The sequence below is a fragment of the Longimicrobium terrae genome (assembly GCF_014202995.1).
GTDB lineage: Bacteria > Gemmatimonadota > Gemmatimonadetes > Longimicrobiales > Longimicrobiaceae > Longimicrobium > Longimicrobium terrae.
In genome coordinates, this window is record NZ_JACHIA010000002.1 from 279,007 (window position 1) to 295,177 (window position 16,171).

General features: G+C 68.4%; 17 protein-coding genes. 12 read left to right on the top strand and 5 right to left on the bottom strand.

Annotation, left to right across the window (positions count from 1 at the left end):
- Nucleotides 1-38: 38 nt before the first annotated feature.
- The 10 genes from HNQ61_RS04775 to HNQ61_RS29150 all read left to right on the top strand — a co-directional run bounded on the left by HNQ61_RS04775 (nucleotide 39) and on the right by HNQ61_RS29150 (nucleotide 11,004).
- A complete protein-coding gene (locus HNQ61_RS04775) occupies nucleotides 39-1,097 on the top strand; it encodes a DNA adenine methylase (RefSeq protein WP_170037816.1) in 1,059 nt (352 codons plus the stop codon).
- A 4-nt stretch (nucleotides 1,098-1,101) separates the two neighbouring features.
- Nucleotides 1,102-1,950: a hypothetical protein gene (locus HNQ61_RS04780; RefSeq protein ID WP_183685521.1), complete on the top strand. Its 849-nt coding sequence runs from the start codon at nucleotides 1,102-1,104 to the stop codon at nucleotides 1,948-1,950.
- Nucleotides 1,943-2,419 (top strand): DUF4442 domain-containing protein, encoded by a 477-nt coding sequence (locus tag HNQ61_RS04785; RefSeq protein ID WP_170037815.1) that lies wholly within the window; start codon nucleotides 1,943-1,945, stop codon nucleotides 2,417-2,419. Before HNQ61_RS04780 ends, HNQ61_RS04785 begins: the two co-directional genes overlap by 8 nt.
- An 87-nt stretch (nucleotides 2,420-2,506) precedes the next feature.
- On the top strand, nucleotides 2,507-3,700 hold the full coding sequence (locus tag HNQ61_RS04790; RefSeq protein WP_170037814.1) for a class I SAM-dependent methyltransferase: 1,194 nt from the start codon (nucleotides 2,507-2,509) through the stop codon (nucleotides 3,698-3,700).
- Nucleotides 3,701-3,729: 29 nt separating this feature from the next.
- Nucleotides 3,730-4,758 carry a hypothetical protein gene (locus tag HNQ61_RS04795; protein ID WP_170037813.1) on the top strand — a complete coding sequence of 343 codons (1,029 nt, stop codon included), beginning with the start codon at nucleotides 3,730-3,732 and terminating at the stop codon, nucleotides 4,756-4,758.
- A gap of 472 nt (nucleotides 4,759-5,230) precedes the next feature.
- A complete protein-coding gene (locus HNQ61_RS04800; protein WP_170037812.1) occupies nucleotides 5,231-6,418 on the top strand; it encodes a glycosyltransferase family 4 protein in 1,188 nt (395 codons plus the stop codon).
- A 102-nt stretch (nucleotides 6,419-6,520) separates the two neighbouring features.
- Entirely contained in the window at nucleotides 6,521-7,357 is an 837-nt protein-coding gene (locus HNQ61_RS04805; RefSeq protein WP_170037811.1) for an FkbM family methyltransferase, read from the top strand.
- A 109-nt stretch (nucleotides 7,358-7,466) separates the two neighbouring features.
- Nucleotides 7,467-8,648 (top strand): glycosyltransferase, encoded by a 1,182-nt coding sequence (locus tag HNQ61_RS29485; RefSeq protein ID WP_170037810.1) that lies wholly within the window; start codon nucleotides 7,467-7,469, stop codon nucleotides 8,646-8,648.
- Nucleotides 8,645-9,826 (top strand): glycosyltransferase, encoded by a 1,182-nt coding sequence (locus tag HNQ61_RS04815; RefSeq protein ID WP_170037809.1) that lies wholly within the window; start codon nucleotides 8,645-8,647, stop codon nucleotides 9,824-9,826. Before HNQ61_RS29485 ends, HNQ61_RS04815 begins: the two co-directional genes overlap by 4 nt.
- Nucleotides 9,823-11,004 (top strand): glycosyltransferase, encoded by a 1,182-nt coding sequence (locus tag HNQ61_RS29150; protein ID WP_170037808.1) that lies wholly within the window; start codon nucleotides 9,823-9,825, stop codon nucleotides 11,002-11,004. The genes HNQ61_RS04815 and HNQ61_RS29150 overlap by 4 nt, the downstream gene beginning before the upstream one ends.
- Nucleotides 11,005-11,082: 78 nt before the next feature.
- Here the strand turns inward: HNQ61_RS29150 and HNQ61_RS04825 are convergent, their stop codons facing one another.
- Nucleotides 11,083-12,648 carry a patatin-like phospholipase family protein gene (locus HNQ61_RS04825; protein ID WP_170037807.1) on the bottom strand — a complete coding sequence of 522 codons (1,566 nt, stop codon included), beginning with the start codon at nucleotides 12,646-12,648 and terminating at the stop codon, nucleotides 11,083-11,085.
- 242 nt (nucleotides 12,649-12,890) lie between these two features.
- Here HNQ61_RS04825 and HNQ61_RS04830 point away from each other — a divergent pair, with 242 nt between their 5' ends.
- Entirely contained in the window at nucleotides 12,891-13,490 is a 600-nt protein-coding gene (locus tag HNQ61_RS04830) for a class I SAM-dependent methyltransferase (protein ID WP_170037806.1), read from the top strand.
- A 126-nt stretch (nucleotides 13,491-13,616) separates the two neighbouring features.
- On the opposite strand, the gene HNQ61_RS04835 is transcribed toward HNQ61_RS04830, so the two are convergent.
- Nucleotides 13,617-14,150 carry a hypothetical protein gene (locus HNQ61_RS04835; RefSeq protein ID WP_170037805.1) on the bottom strand — a complete coding sequence of 178 codons (534 nt, stop codon included), beginning with the start codon at nucleotides 14,148-14,150 and terminating at the stop codon, nucleotides 13,617-13,619.
- 93 nt (nucleotides 14,151-14,243) lie between these two features.
- Here HNQ61_RS04835 and HNQ61_RS04840 point away from each other — a divergent pair, with 93 nt between their 5' ends.
- On the top strand, nucleotides 14,244-14,528 hold the full coding sequence (locus tag HNQ61_RS04840; protein ID WP_170037804.1) for a hypothetical protein: 285 nt from the start codon (nucleotides 14,244-14,246) through the stop codon (nucleotides 14,526-14,528).
- A 107-nt stretch (nucleotides 14,529-14,635) separates the two neighbouring features.
- Here HNQ61_RS04840 and HNQ61_RS04845 read toward each other — a convergent pair whose 3' ends face one another.
- Genes HNQ61_RS04845 through dtd form a run of 3 tightly spaced genes read right to left on the bottom strand, consistent with a single transcriptional unit; the run spans nucleotide 14,636 to nucleotide 16,011 of the window.
- On the bottom strand, nucleotides 14,636-15,250 hold the full coding sequence (locus HNQ61_RS04845; protein WP_170037803.1) for a Maf family protein: 615 nt from the start codon (nucleotides 15,248-15,250) through the stop codon (nucleotides 14,636-14,638).
- Nucleotides 15,251-15,263: 13 nt separating this feature from the next.
- Nucleotides 15,264-15,569, bottom strand: a complete 306-nt coding sequence (locus HNQ61_RS04850) for a hypothetical protein (protein WP_170037802.1) — start codon at nucleotides 15,567-15,569, stop codon at nucleotides 15,264-15,266.
- Between the two features lie 4 nt (nucleotides 15,570-15,573).
- Entirely contained in the window at nucleotides 15,574-16,011 is a 438-nt protein-coding gene (gene dtd, locus HNQ61_RS04855) for a D-aminoacyl-tRNA deacylase (RefSeq protein ID WP_170037801.1), read from the bottom strand.
- Nucleotides 16,012-16,171: the final 160 nt, after the last annotated feature.

Here is a 16,171-nt window from a genome sequence, read left to right on the forward strand (position 1 = left end):
TCTGATCCGCGACCCTGACTCTCTCTCCCGGCGGTACCATGGTCCCCACACTGCAACTCGATCTGGGCATTGCCGAGAGAGCGCTTCCGCGCTCGCGGGCGTATCCCCGGCTGCGGTACATGGGCTCCAAATACAAGGTTATTCCTCACCTGTCGCGCATCTTCTCGCGCCTGGAATTCAGCCGAGCGCTCGACGCCTTCAGCGGCAGCGGAGTGGTCGGCTATGCACTCAAGGAAATGGGAGTGGAGGTCGTCACCAACGACTTCCTTTCCTTTCCATCGACGGTGGCCAGGGCGCTCGTGGAGAATCAGGAGGCCACGTTGAATCCCGCTGATATTGCGTCGCTGCTCGCACCAAACGCGGACGGGCGCGATTTTATCCAGCGGACGTTCAACGGGCTCTATTTCCCGGCCGAAGACCACGCGTTTCTCGACTCCGTGTGGTCCCATCTGCATACGCTTCCGCCGTACAAGCGCGCAGTCGCAATATCCGCCCTTTGTCTCGCGGCTGCTCGAAAGCAGCCCCGCGGAGTATTCACCGTCACTGACTTCCGGTATGACGATGGCCGGAAGAGTCTTCGAACACCCCTGCGGGAGCAGTTCGTGACGGCGGTGGCGGACTACAATTCCGCCGTTTTTGATAATGGGAAGCGGAATCAGGCACGTTGCGGAGATGTGTTCGATTTGGACCCTGACGGGTTCGATCTGGTGTACCTGGACCCGCCGTATGCGCCGCCCAAGGACGACAACGACTACATCAAGCGGTACCACTTTCTTGAAGGGCTGTCCGTCTACTGGGAAGGGCAGACCATCATGCAGCACACGGCGACCAAGAAGATCGAGAAGAAGCATACTCCTTTTGGATCAAAGCGTACGATCCGGGAGGCTCTGCGCGCCACGTTCAATCACTTCCGCCGGGGAACTCTGGTGCTGTCGTACAGCTCGAATTCAGTCCCGGGGCCGGATGAGATCATGTCTCTTCTCAGAGCTGAGAAAGCACATGTGGATGTGTATTCGATTCCACACACCTATTCATTCGGAACGCACGCGGCTGCCCAACGGCGTTCGGTGGATGAGTACATCTTTGTCGCAAGGTAGATGAATGGCGGCTCCGCTTCCTTTCAACGAGTTCGTGGCCGCACTCCAGAGCCTCAGCCGTCCTGTCCGCGAAGACGCGGTCATGCAGCAGCAGATCACCGAACTCGTGGAGCGTCTGCGAGAGATCGGGCCGCTGACGCGGGAATCGCTGGGCGCGTTCGTACAGACGTATCCGGATTCAGTCCCCATTCTGGCGACCTGTGTTGGATTGACGCAGGAGCAGTTCAAGAACCAGCTCTCCCATCGGCTGGATACTTCAGGATGGGTGACCCTGGCCCGGACCCGACCGGCGGAACTGATCGCATTTCTGGACGGCGAGTTCGGGCTCGTAACGCAGCTGCAAGCTCAGCTCTCTCGCCCATGGACCTTCGCGGATGTGCTTGTGGAGCGGTTCCTGTGGTCTCGACGAACGGCGACCAGTGCGGTCGGGCGGGGCCGCGGGGTTGAGGATGAGGTAGAAGCAGTCATCAAGCGGATCGGGGTACCGTATGCCGTGCGGACGCGCTTCGTCGGCCGCAGTGGCGAAGATGCGCCATGCGACCTCGCCATCCCGCACGGTGGTGCCGGCGCACAGATTGTGGTCGCGATGAAGGGCTTCAACTCTACCGGCAGCAAGTTGACTGACGCAGTGACCGAGATTGCCCGGATGGCTGCCGTCCGGGCGCCTCGGCAGTACGTCTTTGCGGTCGTCGATGGTATCGGGTGGCGGAACCGCAAAGCGGATCTCCGCCGCATTCACGCGCTATGGGATTCGGAAGATATCGACGGGCTCTACACGCTTTCTCACCTCGGGTCGTTTGAGGTCGCGCTTCGCAATGCACTGCAGCGGTTGAATATCGTCGCGGATGCCTGAGTCGATGCGCACGCGCGTGACGCGCTGGGGATTCAACCTGTTTCCCGCCTATCGCGGAACGGGCGGGCGCATCACCCACATCTCCCATGACTGGCGCGAGATCCGCCTGCGCCTGCCGCTCAACTGGCGCACCCGCAACTACGTGGGGACGATCTTCGGCGGCAGCATGTACGGCGCGGTGGACCCCATCTACATGATCATGCTGATCCGCGCGCTGGGGCCGGGCTACGTGGTGTGGGACAAGGCCGCGTCCATCCGCTTCCGCCGCCCCGGCCGCACCACGCTGCATGCCCGCTTCGTCATCGACGACGCCGAACTCGACGCCATCCGCGCGGCGCTCACGGAATCCGCCACCACGGACCGCGTCTATCACGTCGATCTGGTGGATGCGGAGGGTGCAGTTCACGCCAGCGTGGAGAAAACCATACACGTTCGCCGACAAGACTCTCTCCAATCCAGCTCTGGCTGATTATCTTGGTCGCACCGCCGGGCGCCCGCCCGGTCCCTGCTACATGGCCGATCCCGTCGGCCGACCTCGCATCCCCAGGAGGAGTGCATGGCGCGTACGTTCGACCGCATGATTTCCGGACTGCAGCAACGGTATGCCGCGCTTCCCGAGGAGCGCCGCCCGCCGCTGGCGCTGCGCACGGCGGAGGGCCCGCTGCGCGTGTTCGGCACCGGCGAGCCCGAGGCCACGCTGGTGATCCGCAACGGGCAGGGGATGGCCGCGCTCGCGTCGATGGACCACACGGCGATCGCTGAGGCGTACGTGCGCAACGACTTGGACGTGGAAGGCGACCTGCTCCGCGTCCTTCCCGTCCGCCACGCCTTTGGCGACAAGCACCCGCTGCAGTACGTGATGCGGTTCCTGCGCCCGCTCACGATGGGGCAGGTGAAGGCAGACCGGGCGCTGGTGCCGGAGCACTACGACAGAGATCCCGCCTTCTTTCTGGCCTTCATGGACCGGCGGCACCGCTGCTATTCGCACGGCTTTTTCAGCCATGACGACGAGTCGCTGGAAGACGCCATCACGCGCAAGCTGGACTTTGCGCTGGAGGCCGTGGGCGCGCGTGCGGGGTCCCGGGTGTTGGACATCGGCGGGGGCTGGGGGGCGATGACGGAGCACGCCGGCCGGCGCGGCATCCGCCTGACCTCGCTGACGATATCGGAGCCGTCGCGGGCCTTCATCCAGGGGATCATCGACGCGCAGCAGCTGCCGTGCGAGGTGCGGATGGAGCACTTCTTCGAGCACAATCCCGCGGAAAAGTACGACGCCATCGTCAACCTGGGTGTGACGGAGCACCTGCCCGATTATCCGCGCACCCTCAAGCACTACGACACGCTGCTCAAGCCCGGCGGCAAGGTGTACCTGGATGCCAGCGCGCACCGCATCAAGCACTCCGTATCCACCTTTCTGGAAAAGCACATCTACCGCGGCAACGGCTCGCTGATGTGCCTGCACGAGTACATGGAGGCGGTGGCGGGCTCGCCGTTCGAGGCGGAGCTCGTGGTCAACGACCGCTGGAACTACGCGCTGACCACGCGGCACTGGGCGCGCAACCTGGACAACAACCGCGAGATGGTGATTCAGCGCTGGGGCGAGCCGGTGTACCGCCTGTTCCGCCTGTACCTGTGGGGGTGCGTGGACGGGTTTGAGCGGGGGATGCTGGACGCGTACCACCTGGTGCTGAGCCGGATGGAGCGCACGCCGGCGCCGTGGTTCGCCACGCGCAACGAGGCGGGCTCGTAACCGGCACGATTGCTGCCCGCCATGCCGTCATGCGAATGCATGGTGTGGTGCTGGCGGCGGCGCTGGCGGGGTGCGGCGGCGGGGGCGGAGCGACGGTGGAAGGCACCTTCGCCCCGGGCGCGGCGGTGCCCGACGGGGTGTGGATCGTGGAGTCGCAGCGCAGCGAGCCGGCGGACAGCGCCGGGTTTCGCGTGCGCGACCTGTCGTCGGGCCCGGTGCAGATGCGCCTGGTGCGCGGCGGCGACACCGTGGGCGCGCTGAACCTGGGCAGCCTTCCGGACGGCGCGCGGGCGGTTCTTGCCGGGTTGCGGGTGGATCCGTCCACCGGGCTCGCCTTTCCGCGTTCCGTGGAGCTGGAGGGCGCCGACGTGCTGATGGTGAACGGGCTGCGGATGGCGTCGGCGGACCGCGTTCCGGCCCGGATAGATGCGGACGGGGCGGTGCTGGGATGGTTCGCCAAGTCCGGCGCGCTCCTGCTGCGCCCGGCGGACGCCGCTCTCCCCGACCTGCGCGTGGTGGTGGGCCCGGAGACGGTGGTGGAGGACGCGAACGGCGGCGCGGGCGACGCGCGCATGCTGGGTCCGGGCGATTCCGTCACGGTGCAGGGCCCGGTGCGGAACGGGCACGTCATGGCCACGCGCCTGGTGGTTCCCGCGAAGTTTTCGGCCGCGGCGGGTGCGTCGGAGGGCTCCGATGTCGCCGCCCGCGATGACTCCCCGGAGGAGGACGGGGGCGGTGGAGAAAGCCGCACCTCCTCGCTGGGGCAGTCTACCTCGGCGCCGTCCACGTCGGCGCCGTCCACGTCGGCGCCGTCCACGTCCGCCGCGCCTTCTCCGTCCCCAGCGAACGTGCCGGTCGCGCGGCTGCCCTCGATGCCCGCATCGGCGCCGCGCGAACCGCTGGTGGTTCCCCGGCCCAACGTTCCCATCGCGCGCCCGCCCGCACTCCACGGAAACGGCCGCGGCAACGGAAACGGAAATGGACGCAGCCGGGGGCGCGGGCAGGAGAAGGGGCCCAGGGAGCGCGGGAACAACGGAGGCGGGAAGGGAAAGGGCTGACACGAGAGTGTCGGCCCTTTTTTCATTGTCGAAGGCGGATCTGTAGAAATGGGAACGATCAGGGCGGAAGAGAGTTCCGCGCGGCGTGCAAAGTATCGGCCGAGGCACAGTCTGTTGAGCGAATGAATCCGCCGCTCAAACAGCGGGAACCCCCGACACGACGCCCACAGGCGCCGTTTGGGGCTTCAACTGCATTCGGGGCCCACACGACACGGGTGTGTGCTCCCTCTCCCACATCCGTTCGTGGGAGAGGGTCGTCGTGCGCAGCACGCGGGGTGAGGGCCCCCGCCGCGGACGCGCATCGAAACAATCGGATGTGCCGAACGCGTCTCCCGCGGATCGGGTCCGGCGTCTCAACCCCAACGCGCACAACACGCTACGCCGCTCCCAACGCCGCTCCGACAGTCTCCTGTAATCCCTCTATTCCCCATTCCCTATTCCCTATTCCCTGTTCCCGCACGATCTTCCCTCCATGCCGCCCCTCCGCGCCCTCTTCGTCAACTCCGGAATCCTTGGCCACGCCTCGGTCGCGCGGCTCATTCGCGAGGCCGCGGCGCGCGACGAGTCCCTCACCGCGGAGCACCTTGACCTGAGCGCGGACCTCACGCCGCGCGAACGGATCATCCGTCGCGTCATGTGCGTGGGACCGGCACCCGGGTCCGCGGCGGGGGCGCTCACCGGCGCGCGCCTGAGGCACGAACTGCACGCGGGCGTACTCGCGGCGCGCCGCATCCGTGCACGCGAGGTGGCGGGAGCGGGGTGGGATGTGATGCACTTCCACACGCAGGCCGCCGCGTACGCCAGCCTGCGACGGATGCGCCGCACGCCGTCGGTGGTGTCCATCGACATCACCCAGCGCCTCGCGAGCGCCGAAGTTCCGGCCGGCATCGCGCGGATGGATTACGCGCCGAACGCCGCATGGGACCGGGCCGTCTTTCGCGCCTCGTCGGCCGTGATCGCCACTTCGCGCTGGGCCGCGGATGACGTAATCCGTGCGCAGCCGGCGCTTGCCAGTCGCGTGCACGTGATGCCGTATCCCGTTCCGCTGGATGGCTTTGACGCGGGATGGACTGCCGAGCGCGCGGCCCGGCCAGCGAACGCAGCGGTGCGCGTGCTGTTCATCGGCGGGGACTGGGTGCGCAAGGGCGGTCCGGAACTGCTCGATGCGTGGCGCGCGGGCGGTTTCGCCGAGCGCGCCGTGCTGGACCTGGTAACGGACTGGCCCGGTGTTTCCGCGCTGGACGCGGGCGGGGTGCGGGTGCATCGCGGCGTGCGTGCCTACACGCCGGAGTGGTTCCAGCGGTGGCGGGACGCGGATGTGTTCGTGATGCCTACGCGCGGCGAGGCGTTCGGAATGGTCTATCAGGAGGCGGCGGCCGCGGGCCTTCCGGCCATCGGCACGCGCATCAACGCGATCCCGGAACTGGTGCAGCACGCCGCAACGGGGCTCCTGGTGGATCCGGAGGACGGCCGCGCGCTCGTGCAGTCGCTGGACCGGTTGATCGGCGACGCGGCGCTCCGGCAGCGGCTGGGGACGGCGGCGCGCGCCCGGATCCAGCGCGTGGGGTCGATGGAGACATACGCATCCCGCCTCTCCGCGATCCTGCACGAAGCCGCGAAGCAGGTCCCGGAAAGCGCGTCCGCTGACGCCAAGGGATAGTCGCCTCCACCGTCTCCCGTCACAGAGCCACTCTCGCACTTTCGCACTTTCGCACTTTCGCACTTTCGCACTTTCGCACTTTCGCACTTTCGCACTGCCCTTATGACCGAGATCGACACCGCGGAATCCAGCGCATACCGGCGCCGCTCGCCCCTGGAGGCGGTCGGGGCGGCGCTGGCGCGGCTCGTTCCCGAAAGCGGGCCGCGCCGCTGGCTACGCTCCGCCTACCACGCGGCGCTGGGCGGATCGCGGGGCGTGTCGTCCACGCTCCCCGGCGGCGAGGTGGTGCGCGTGCTGCCGGAGTACCGCTTCGTGACGTGGAACGCGGTGGAATACTCCGCCTTTCGCGCCGCCGCGCGCCCTGGTGGCGTGGCGCTGGACGTGGGCGCGAACGCCGGTGCATACGCGCTGCTGATGGGGCAGTGGATGCGTCCCGGCGGGCGCGTGTTCGCGTTCGAGCCGTCGCCCGCGGCGTTCGACGGGCTCAGCCGGCACGTGGCGCTGAACGGCTTGTCCGATGTGGTAACTCCCGTGCGCGCAGCCGCTTCGGACCAGGGCGGAACGGCGGCGCTGATCGGGGCGGGGCACCACGGCACCAGCCGCCTGGCCGCCGCGGGGGAGCGGGGGACGGAGACGGTGGATACGGTGACCATCGATTCTTTCTGCGCTACGCAGCGCATATCGCCGACGCTCATCAAGATCGATGTCGAGGGCTTTGAACTGGAGGTGCTGCGCGGTGCCCGCGAAACGATCGCGCGCATGGACCCGCTCGAACTCTTCGTGGAGATGCACCCCACGGTGTGGCGCGAGCGCGGCATGGCCCCCGCCGACTTGATGGAGGAACTGCGGATCCAGGGTCTGCGCGCCGAGCCCCTTCGCACGGTTCCCGACGCATGGGCGCTGGAAGGCGAGTGCCTGCGCCTGGTCCGCGTCTCGTGATGTATCGCACGCTTCACGACAGCGATGGTCCCGGCGTGCCGTCGCTTCTCCTCGTGCCACGGTGGACGGGAATGGTGGGCCCGCGCGTCACGGGCACGGGTCGCTGATCGTGCGGATTCTCTTTGCAAACGATGGCATCGGCGACGCGGGCGGCGTGCAGAACTACTTGGCCGCCGTCATGCCCGCGATGGCGGCGCGAGGGCATGAACTCGCGCTCCTGCACCTGGACCGCCTTCGCCCGGGCGAGCCCTCTCCCGCGCCCGCGGGAACGCCGCATTTCTGCATCGATGAACTAGGCGCGGACGCCGCGATCGCCGCGGCGCTGGCGTGGAAGCCATCGCTGGCATTCATCCACAACATGCGGCCGCTGGAGATCGACGCGCGGCTCGCCGAGGCGGTGCCCGTCGTCAAGATGATGCACGGGTACTTTGGCACGTGCATAAGCGGACAGAAGGCGCACCTCTGGCCCCGCCCGGTAACGTGCAACCGCGCACTCGGCGTGGGCTGCCTGGCGCACTACGGGCCGCGGCGCTGCGGCCAGCTTCGGCCCGGCTATGTCGCGAAACAGTGGGCCTGGGCGCACGAGCAGAACGATCTGTTCGCCCGGTACGCCGCGATGGTCACCCCGAGCCGCCACCTGCGGGACGAATACATCCGCAACGGCGCGCGCCCCGACCAGGTGCACGCCATCCCGCTTTTCCCGACCGTGGAAGGCGTTCCCGCGGAACCGCCTCCGGAGTTCCGCGTTCTGTTCCTGGGGCGGATGACGGCGATCAAGGGCGGCGACGTGCTGATCCGCGCCGTGGCGGATGCGGGGAGCCGCGCCGGCATCCGCATCCCCCTGCTGATGGCGGGCGACGGGCCGCAGCGGGCCGCGTGGGAACGGCTTGCGATCACCCGAGACGTGGATGCGACGTTCACGGGCTGGGTGGCGGATGACGCGCGCGGTGACCTGTTCCGGCAGGCGTCCCTTGTTGTCGTGCCGAGCGTGTGGCCGGAACCGTTCGGATTGACGGGACTGGAGGCCGGCGTATTCGGGGTACCGTCGCTGGCATTCGACGTCGGCGGGATCGGCGACTGGCTCACCGATGGCGTAAACGGGTTTCTGGCCGATGGCGATCCGCCCACCGCGGACAAGCTGGCGGACGGACTCGTTCACGCCGTGCAGCATCCGGACGAGCTGCGGCGGATGCGCGCCGGTGCGCGCGCTGTCGCCGAACGGATGTCGCTGGACCGGCACGTCTCGGCGCTCGAGGGCGTGCTTTCCCGCGCGGTGGCGGCGGGCGCGTGAGCCGCTGGCACCTGATCACGGGCGAGTATCCGCCCGGCGGTGGCGGCATCGGTGACTACACGCGCCTTCTCGCCGCCGCGCTGGCTGAGCGTGGCGAAGCGGTGGATGTGTGGACCTCCGGGCGCGCGCCGGACGGCGGCCCTGCGCCCGCGCTGGCGGATAACGGTGGGGCGGGCAACCGGAAGGCGCCACGCGTGCACCGGATTCCCGCGTTCAACCGTGCCGGGCTGCGGCTGCTCTCCGCCGGGCTGGATGCGGCGCCCGCTCCAAGACGCCTGCTCATCCAGTACGCGCCACAGGCGATGGGAATGCGCGGTCTGAACGTGGCGTTCTGCGCGTGGGCCCTCGCCCGCCGCCGTGCCGGGGACGACGTTCGCGCAATGTTCCACGAGCCGTACTTTCCCTTCGGATGGCAGCGGCCGCAACGGAACCTGCTTGCCGCCATCAACCGTACGATGGCGAGCCTGCTGCTTCTCGCCAGCACACGCGCGTACGTCTCCACGGAGGCGTGGATTCCACTGCTGCGCCCGCTCGGGCCGCGGCACCTGCGCATCACCACGCTCCCGATTCCCTCCACAATCCCGTTCGTTCCTCAGCCGGACGCCGTGCGTCGCACGCGCGAGCGCCTGCTGGCGGGAAGGGAGGGACCGCTGCTCGTCCATTTCGGCACGTACGGCGAGCTGATCGCGCCGATGCTCATCGCCGCGCTGCGCGAAGTCGCGCGGCGGCGTCCATCCGCCCGCGTCCTGCTGCTGGGGCGCGGCGCGCCTGCGTTCGCCCAGCGTCTGCGTGCTCTGGACGCCTCCACGGACGTGGTGACCGCCGGTGACAGGCTGAGCGCGGAGCAGATCTCCATCCACCTGCAGGCCGCCGACGCCGCGCTGCAGCCCTATCCCGACGGTGCGGACACGCGCCGGACGACGCTCATGGCCTGTGTCGCCAACGGTGTGCCCACGGCGACGGCGGACGGGCGCTTTACGGATCAGACGTGGCGGGAAGGGCCAATCGCTCTGGTGGACGCCGCGCGCCCGGAGGACATGGCGGGCGCCGCGCTGGACCGGCTTCTGGCGCAACCCAGAGACGACATGGGCGAGCGGACGAAGGCGTTTTACGAGGCGAACTTCTCCATGCGGCTCACGGTGGACCGGCTGCTGGCAGACGGAGAGGCGGCGCCGTGAGAATCCTTCTGGTCGGGGACTATCCGGCGGACCCGCGGCTGGGGTCGGCCAAGGTCTACTACAAGCTGCGCGAAGAGTTTGCCGCGCTCGGGCACGCGTGCGACCTGCTGATGGCGCCGGAGATCGGCGCGCGGCCGGAGAACTGGCGCGTGCGGCAGACCGTTTCGGCGTGGCTTACGGATGCGGCCATCCGCCGGGCGTTCCAGGAACGCGGCCCGTACGACGTGGTGGATGTCGCGAGCGGGGAAGGGTGGCGGTTCGCGTTGCGCAGAAAGCTGTCCGGCGGATCGGTTCCCGCCATCGTCAGCCGCTCGCACGGGCTGGAGCACCTGAACTACGCCCGCACGGTTGCCGACGCGGCGGATGGATTGATCGCGAAGCCGTGGACGCGCCGCCTTTACTATCCAACAGTCCGCCTGCCACAGGTGGCCGCCGCCGCGCGGCTCGCGGACGCGCTGATCGTTCTCAACCCCGGCGACCGCGACTTCGCGGTCCAGCAGGGATGGAAGCCGCCAGCCGGCGTGCACGTGGTTCCGCACGGCGTATCCACCCGTTTCCTCGCCGACGTGCCGGAATGGGACGCGCCGCGCGGAGCCGGGGTGCTGTTCTGCGGATCGTGGGATATGGTGAAGGGCTCGCCGTACCTCGCCCGCGCGTGGGGACTGCTGGCGGATGCGGGTCATGCGCCGCCGCTGACGGTGCTCGGCCCCGGGCTGGCGGAGGAGGCCGTCGTCGGCTCTTTCCCGCCACAGGCGCGCCCGTTCGTCCGCGTGATCCCGCGCGCGGGGGAGGACGAGGTGATGCGGCAGTATCGCCGGCACGACCTGCTGGTGATGCCGTCCACGTACGAGGGGTTCGGGATGGTGACGGTGGAGGCCATGAGCCAGCGCCTCCCCGTGGTCGCCACGCCGGTCGGGTGCGCGCCGATGCTCATCCGCGATGGCGAGAACGGTGTCATTGTGCCGCCGCGCTCGCCGGACGCGGTCGCCTCCGCCGTCCGCCGCCTGATGGCCGACTCCGCCCTGCGCCGCCGGCTGGGCGACCACGCGGCCGAGACTGTCGCGCCCCTCACCTGGCGCACCACCGCCGAGCGGACGCTGGATGTGTACCGGACCGCGATGCAGCGGCCATCGCAGACGGTTCACGTCATCGACGATGCAGTGAACGCCGGACCGTGATCGGTCCGGCGTTCGTGTATCATCCTCTCGGAACGGCTCAGCCGACCATCTAGATGCCGACACCGCCAACAGAATCGCTCAGGGCTGCGCGGGGCCGTTGTACTCGATCCACATGGCGCGCAGCCGCTCGAAGAGCGCGTTCAGCGGTGTGCCGGGTGTGTCGTATTCCGGACGATCCTCGATGATGTGCTTGAGCAGGATGAAGCACGTGGTCGCCTGACCGGCGCGGTCCAGCGGCTCGAACCGCACATCCCTGTCGAACCACAGCGTGGTGCCCATTGCCGACACCGACCGCGCGAGCGCGACCAGGTCCGCGGACGGCCGCAGCCACGGGTGCTGGCCGTACAGACGCGGCCAGTCCAGCGTAAGGCTGTAGATCAGGCTGGCCATGCGCCGGCCCTTGTACTTGTCGTCCCGGTACACGCCCTTGTACACCAGCCCGCGCACGCGCTTCATGAAGATGGACGAGGTCAGGCTCAGCAGCGAACTCACGCGGAGCGCCACCAGCTCCTGCACTTCCGGCACCGTGAGCCCGCGCACCGCGTCCCACACGTTGACACTCACGTCCCGCTGCACGAGTGCCGCGCCTGTCTGCAACCGTTGGCGCAGCCACACCAGTCCCGCCACCACGCCGGCCGCCAGAAAGCCGGGGAAGAGGTAGACGAAGTTGTCCGTCCACCTCCAGCTTCCGTCACCGATCGCACGCAGCGCGTCCAGCCCGAGCAGGACCGCGGAAACCAGCGCGAGCAGAAACAGCACCCATCCCAGACGCGCCACCCACTGCAGCGTCAGGTACCCGCGGCTGTGGGAAGGCGGGGGGACGTTGTAGATGTCCGTCTGCTGTGCGCTCACGTCGGAAATGAGCAGCGTTTCGGCGTCGGACCGCGCCAGGGCCAGCACCAGAGCGTCGATGCCCTGGTTGTCGTAGATCCCGCCATCCATGAGCGGAAGCCCGGACGCGTACGACGGGCCCAGCTCCCGGAGCGCATCGGCCAGCGGAAACTCTTTCGGCCACGAGAAGTGCTGCGGAAAGACGATCGGCTCGAATCCGCCGGGAAAGCACGACGACGCGGCGGCGATGTCGGCCAGCCGCAGGTGCTCCGCCACCGTGCGCGGCACGCGGTAGTTGCCGTTGCCGATGCGCGCCAGCGGGCTTTCCGCCACGCGGAAGCGGAAGTCGACGCCGGTGTGGAACTCCGTGGAGTTGAAGATGATCTGCCGGAGCGGCAGTCCCCGCGCGGCCAGCAGCTCGCCGAAGCGGCGGCCGTTGAGCAGATCGGGGCGGTCGTACACGCCGGCGGCGCCGCGGATCAGGCTGGGCCATGCATCGCGCGACTCGGACCGCCGTTCCGTCAGGCTGTCGAGCGCATCCGCGATCACGTTGGTGCGCTGCATCCAATCCGCAAATCGCGTATGAAAGTCCGGAAAGGATTCTCCGTCCAGCAGGCTAACGGTCCAGCTCATTCCCACCAGCGTACCGCCGGACACGGTGGAGAGCCCCACGACGTCATCCAGCAGCCCCGCCCGGTGCAGCAGCCGAAGCATGCCCAGGTGGAACGCGGCGGCACGGTATCCGCCACCGGAAAGCGAGATGGCGAGCGGGCCCAGCGGGCCGTGGGTGCGTGAAGGGGCGAGGTCGGTCATGGGCGGGCGGGAGCGTTGCGGGGCGGCGGCGGGAGATCGGCGGAGCGGCCATGATGATCATTCCCCGCCAGCGGCGCGTCAAGGACCTTCCGGCGTCCAAACTGGTAACAGAAGGGCTGAATCGGTGTGTGGGCACAGGGGGGTTCTGGTGCTGACGCGCAACAAGTCTCAGATTTGCAGTACGCCCGTCCCGGAGCTTCGCGTTCAGGAGCGACGTCGGGCCCTGTTCCCCAACCCGGAGGATGAATCGAGTGCAGAAAACGTCGGGCTCGCGCCGCGGCCAACTCGCGCTGTTCGCGCGCAACTTTCTGAAGCATCCGCGCATGCTGGGCAGCGTCATCCCCAGCTCGCGCTTTACGATTGAAGGACTGCTCAAGCACGTGGACTGGAACCGCGCCCGCGTGGTGGTGGAGTACGGCCCCGGCGTGGGGACGTTCACCCATCACGTGCTCAAGCGGATGCGGCCCGACGCCACGCTGATCGTCATCGAGATGAACGACGACTTCGTGACGTACCTGCGCGAGAACATTCCCGATCCCCGGCTGCACGTGGTGCACGGCTCCGCGGCGGACGTGGATGCGGAGCTGCGCAAGCTGGGGCACGACCGTATGGATTACGCCATCTCCGGCATTCCGTTCAGCACCATGCCGCCGGAAGTGCGCGCAGAAATCCTCAAGAAGACGAACGCCGTGCTCAACCCCGGCGGCGCCTTCCTGGTCTACCAGTTCGCGCCGTCCATCGGCGGGCATCTGGAGAAGTTCTTCGGCAAGGTGGACCGCAGCTTCGAGCCGCTGAACATTCTGCCCGCGCACCTGTTCGTGGCGCACCCGCGCGCCGCCTGACCGTTCTCGGCCACGGATCGCTGAAAGCCCGCCCCGGTGTTCTGCCGGAGCGGGCTTTTGCGTTTTCCGCCAGCGGTGGTCGGGCGGGATGATGGATGAACGGAGGCGCGTCCATCGATCGCCCCGTCACGCCGGTCGCGACTCCAATCGCGCCAGTTCGCGGATCCAGCGGCGCGCGATCCACAGCGGAATGATTCCGAACACGCCAAAGGAGCAGTCGATCAACCGCCACCAGAACGGGATCTCGCGGATGGGTCCGGCGATGAGCGCCAGCGGCACGACGGCCACGCACGCCATCATCCCCCACGTGACCACCCACTCGTTGCGTACCGGATCGCGCAGCGGCCCCACGAACAGCAGCGCGATCACCAGGTGCGCAAAGGCCAGCCAGTCGGTGCCGTACGCCAGAAAGGGGTAGGCGCGGTTGGTCTGCTCCACACCTTCCCGGACGGTGATGAGCCAGCGCAGCAGCACGCCGTGCGCCTCCGGTGCGTCTCCCGGCGCGGCGCCCAGCAGGCGGGTGAGCCACGCCAGTTCCGTCTGCACCGGAAACGCCGTCACGCCGCTCAGCACCAGCCCGATGATGAACAGCCATAGCAGGATGCGGATACGCCGCCGCAGGGTGTCGGCTTCCGCGTAGCGAGAATCAGACGGGTGCATGGGATGACGGGAAGCGGGATTCCGGCGCCGCGGGCCGCGGTCTTGCCCGGATGAGTCGCGGGATGGATGAGAAACGGCGGAGCGGAGGAGAGGATGTCGCGCGCGTTCGTACGAGAAGATTCCGGCTTTGTGCCGCCCGGTCACTTCGGCCTGCCGCCCCGGGATGATCCCGGGTTCGACGCGGCGGCCGCGCGCGCCCTGCTGGAGGCGGCGCGCCACGGCAACACGCCCAGCGCGGAATCCGCCACCGGCTACCGCTGGGGCGAGCCGCGGCTGCATCGGCACGTCCGCCGCCTGCTGGCCGCGGCGGAGGCGCTCCCGGAGCACGAACAGGATCTTCGCTACGTCCGCGTCGCGCGGCGGTTCCTGGCACCGTGATGCGGGCGATGGCGCATTCCGGCGTGGCGGTGCCCTGAAGGCCATCCCCCGCACAACGGGCGGCATCTCCTCAGCGCCGCCCTGTTCCCGTCAGGGAGCGGACGAAGCTACGGCTCCGCGCGCACCAGCGTGCCGAAGCCGTAGCGCCAGCCGAAGCGGGCGATCATGTCCAGCATGCGCACCACGGGCAGGCCCATCACCGCGAAGTAGTCGCCCTCGATCCCCTCCACCAGCGCCGAGCCGAAGCCCTGGATGCCGTACGCGCCGGCCTTGTCCATGGGCTCACCCGTGGCCACGTACTCGCGGCACGCCGCCTCGTCCAGCGCGCGAAAGCGCACCTTCACCCGTTCCAGGCTGCTTTCCACGCGCTTGCCCAGCGCCACGGCCACGCCCGTGTGCACCTCGTGTTCGCGGCCGGAAAGGCGCATCAGCATCTGCACCGCGTGCTCCACGTCGCGCGGCTTGCCGAGCACGTCGCCGTCCACGACGACGATGGTGTCGGAGCCGACCACGAGCGCATCCGGGCGCTCGCCCGCGATCTTCTGCGCCTTTTCGCGCGACAGGCGTTCCGCGTGCTGCGACGGCGTTTCGCCGGAGAAATAGCTTTCGTCGATGTCGGCCGGCAGCGTCTCGAACTGCAGCCCCAGGCGGCCGATGAGCTCGGCGCGGCGGGGGGACTGCGAGGCGAGCACCAGCGGGGGCGGAGTCGGCGATTCGGTCATCAGTCTTTTTCGGTCAGCGGGCACGAACAAAGGCGGCCTGCGCTTCGCCCTCGTCCATCAGCAGAAATCCATCATCCGTAAGCACCAGCGGAGACATTTCACCCCCGCCGGCATCCATCCACGCGCGTCCGTTCTCGATCACGACAACGGCGTGCAGCTCCACCGCGGCGCTCCCGTCGCGCATGGCGTACAGCACCTCGCCGCCGGGGGTGATGGTAAGGGCCACGTCGCCGAACACGGCTTCCAGCTCCGGGCGCGCGGGGTCCAGCCGCCAGTTTCCCGCCAGCGCGCGGAGCATGGCCGAGGCCCTGTCCGGCATGCGGTCAGCGCTCCAGCACGAGGGTGACGGGGCCGTCGTTCACCAGTTCCACCTCCATCATCGCCCCGAACTCCCCGGTTTCCACCGTCCGTCCTCCGGTCCGCAGCAGTTCCACGAACCACTCGTACAGGGGAATGGCGATCTCCGGGCGCGCGGCCTCCACGAAGCTGGGCCGGCGTCCCTTGCGCGCGTCGCCGTACAGCGTGAACTGCGAAACCACGAGGAGCGCACCACCGGTGTCGTCCAGGGAGCGGTTCATCTTTCCCTCCTCATCCGTAAAGATGCGCAGGGAGGTGACCTTTTCCGCCATCCACGCCAGCGTCTCTTCGCTGTCGCCCTCCTTGAAGCCGGCGAGCAGCAGCAGCCCGGCGCCGATCTGGCCGGTGACGCGGTCCTGCACGGTGACGCGGGCGCGGCGAACGCGCTGAAGAACGATGCGCATGAAGTGTGGCCGGGGTTTCGGTGCGGCGGCGAAGATACGGCGGCGGCAGGGAATAGGGAATGGGGAATAGGGAATAGGAACGGCAACGAAATTTCGGCAGATGGACGGTGGAGGCGTGAAAGGTGACGAAATTCGGTGTTTTCCGCGCGTTCCTCCGCCT

What these genes read in the sequence shown, in the direction of transcription:
- HNQ61_RS04835 (WP_170037805.1), bottom strand. Translation starts at nt 14,150, where the DNA reads ATGCACCCGTCTGATTCTCGCTACGCGGAAGCCGACACCCTGCGGCGG.
- HNQ61_RS04845 (WP_170037803.1), bottom strand. Translation starts at nt 15,250, where the DNA reads ATGACCGAATCGCCGACTCCGCCCCCGCTGGTGCTCGCCTCGCAGTCC.
- dtd (WP_170037801.1), bottom strand. Translation starts at nt 16,011, where the DNA reads ATGCGCATCGTTCTTCAGCGCGTTCGCCGCGCCCGCGTCACCGTGCAG.
- HNQ61_RS04775 (WP_170037816.1), top strand. Translation starts at nt 39, where the DNA reads ATGGTCCCCACACTGCAACTCGATCTGGGCATTGCCGAGAGAGCGCTT.
- HNQ61_RS04805 (WP_170037811.1), top strand. Translation starts at nt 6,521, where the DNA reads ATGACCGAGATCGACACCGCGGAATCCAGCGCATACCGGCGCCGCTCG.
- HNQ61_RS04795 (WP_170037813.1), top strand. Translation starts at nt 3,730, where the DNA reads ATGCGAATGCATGGTGTGGTGCTGGCGGCGGCGCTGGCGGGGTGCGGC.
- HNQ61_RS04840 (WP_170037804.1), top strand. Translation starts at nt 14,244, where the DNA reads ATGTCGCGCGCGTTCGTACGAGAAGATTCCGGCTTTGTGCCGCCCGGT.
- HNQ61_RS04785 (WP_170037815.1), top strand. Translation starts at nt 1,943, where the DNA reads ATGCCTGAGTCGATGCGCACGCGCGTGACGCGCTGGGGATTCAACCTG.
- HNQ61_RS04800 (WP_170037812.1), top strand. Translation starts at nt 5,231, where the DNA reads ATGCCGCCCCTCCGCGCCCTCTTCGTCAACTCCGGAATCCTTGGCCAC.
- HNQ61_RS04790 (WP_170037814.1), top strand. Translation starts at nt 2,507, where the DNA reads ATGGCGCGTACGTTCGACCGCATGATTTCCGGACTGCAGCAACGGTAT.
- HNQ61_RS04825 (WP_170037807.1), bottom strand. Translation starts at nt 12,648, where the DNA reads ATGACCGACCTCGCCCCTTCACGCACCCACGGCCCGCTGGGCCCGCTC.
- HNQ61_RS04780 (WP_183685521.1), top strand. Translation starts at nt 1,102, where the DNA reads ATGGCGGCTCCGCTTCCTTTCAACGAGTTCGTGGCCGCACTCCAGAGC.
- HNQ61_RS04830 (WP_170037806.1), top strand. Translation starts at nt 12,891, where the DNA reads ATGAATCGAGTGCAGAAAACGTCGGGCTCGCGCCGCGGCCAACTCGCG.
- HNQ61_RS04850 (WP_170037802.1), bottom strand. Translation starts at nt 15,569, where the DNA reads ATGCCGGACAGGGCCTCGGCCATGCTCCGCGCGCTGGCGGGAAACTGG.